The following is a 1,174-nucleotide window of genomic DNA, read 5'->3' as shown; positions in this document are numbered from 1 at the left end:
CGGCTGCGCCGGGTGCTGTCGCCTGCCCACTCACCTACCCATTTTCGAGCCAGTCCTTTTGGAGGGTGGGCCCGCCGGAAAGACTCACGAGCGGCGTAGCCGCCCCTGTTAATCTCGTCGTCGTGAGCGCACAGGGAGCAACAGCAGTCGGAATCGCCAACGTGACCGCGGACGGAACCGTCCTCGACACCTGGTATCCAGCGCCCGAACTCGGCGAGTTCGCCGAATCGGGAACGACCCGGCTCGATGGCGACGACGTTCCCGCGGACCTGCGCGACCTCGTCGGTCCCGACGCGGCTCGTGGCGTCGACGTCGTTGCTGTCCGGACCACGATCGCCGACCTCGCCGCGGCACCTGCCGATGCCCATGACGTCTACCTGCGCCTGCATCTCATCTCGCACCGGTTGGTTCAGCCGCACGGCGCCAACCTCGACGGCCAGTTCGGCCTGCTCGCCAACGTTGTGTGGACCAACCACGGACCCGCGGCCGTCGATGGTTTCGAGACCGTCCGCGCGAAGCTCCGGTCCCGCGGCCCCGTTACGGTCTACGGCGTCGACAAATTCCCGCGTCTGGTCGACTACGTCGTCCCGTCCGGTGTTCGTATCGCCGACGCCGACCGTGTTCGTCTCGGCGCGCATCTCGCCAGCGGCACGACGGTGATGCACGAGGGCTTCGTCAACTTCAACGCAGGAACACTTGGAATCTCGATGGTCGAAGGCCGCATCTCTGCCGGCGTCGTCGTCGGCGACGGCAGTGATATCGGCGGTGGCGCATCGATCATGGGCACTCTGTCCGGCGGCGGCAAGGAGATCGTCAGCGTCGGCGAGCGGTGCCTGCTCGGCGCCAATTCCGGCCTCGGCATCTCCCTCGGTGACGACTGCGTCGTCGAAGCCGGTCTCTACATCACAGCGGGCACGAAGGTCACTGGCCCGGACGGAACGGTCACCAAAGCCGCGAACCTGAACGGCAACAGCAACATCCTGTTTCGACGGAATTCGGTATCCGGCGCGGTCGAGGTCGTGCCGTGGAAGGGCACCGGTGTCGAGTTGAACGCAGCCCTGCACGCGAACGACTAGCCTGCCGCTTTCACGGTAATTCCTTCGGAGTTGGTGTCGTTCATGAAGAAAGGTGCTCTGAGCTGGGATAATTCGTCTTGCTGAGGGACGATTTACAT

Annotated in this window: 1 protein-coding gene; it reads left to right on the top strand. The window is 64.8% G+C overall.

Going from position 1 to position 1,174, the window contains the following annotated elements:
• The first annotated feature begins 122 nt into the window (after window positions 1–122).
• Window positions 123–1,076, top strand: a complete 954-nt coding sequence (gene dapD / locus ACHIRB_RS29710) for a 2,3,4,5-tetrahydropyridine-2,6-dicarboxylate N-succinyltransferase (protein WP_395126767.1) — start codon at window positions 123–125, stop codon at window positions 1,074–1,076.
• Window positions 1,077–1,174 lie beyond the last annotated feature (98 nt).

The sequence above is a fragment of the Antrihabitans spumae genome, assembly GCF_043944905.1.
In the GTDB taxonomy this organism is placed as follows: Bacteria; Actinomycetota; Actinomycetes; order Mycobacteriales; family Mycobacteriaceae; genus Antrihabitans; species Antrihabitans spumae.
This window is presented reverse-complemented; position numbering and strand designations above follow the sequence as displayed.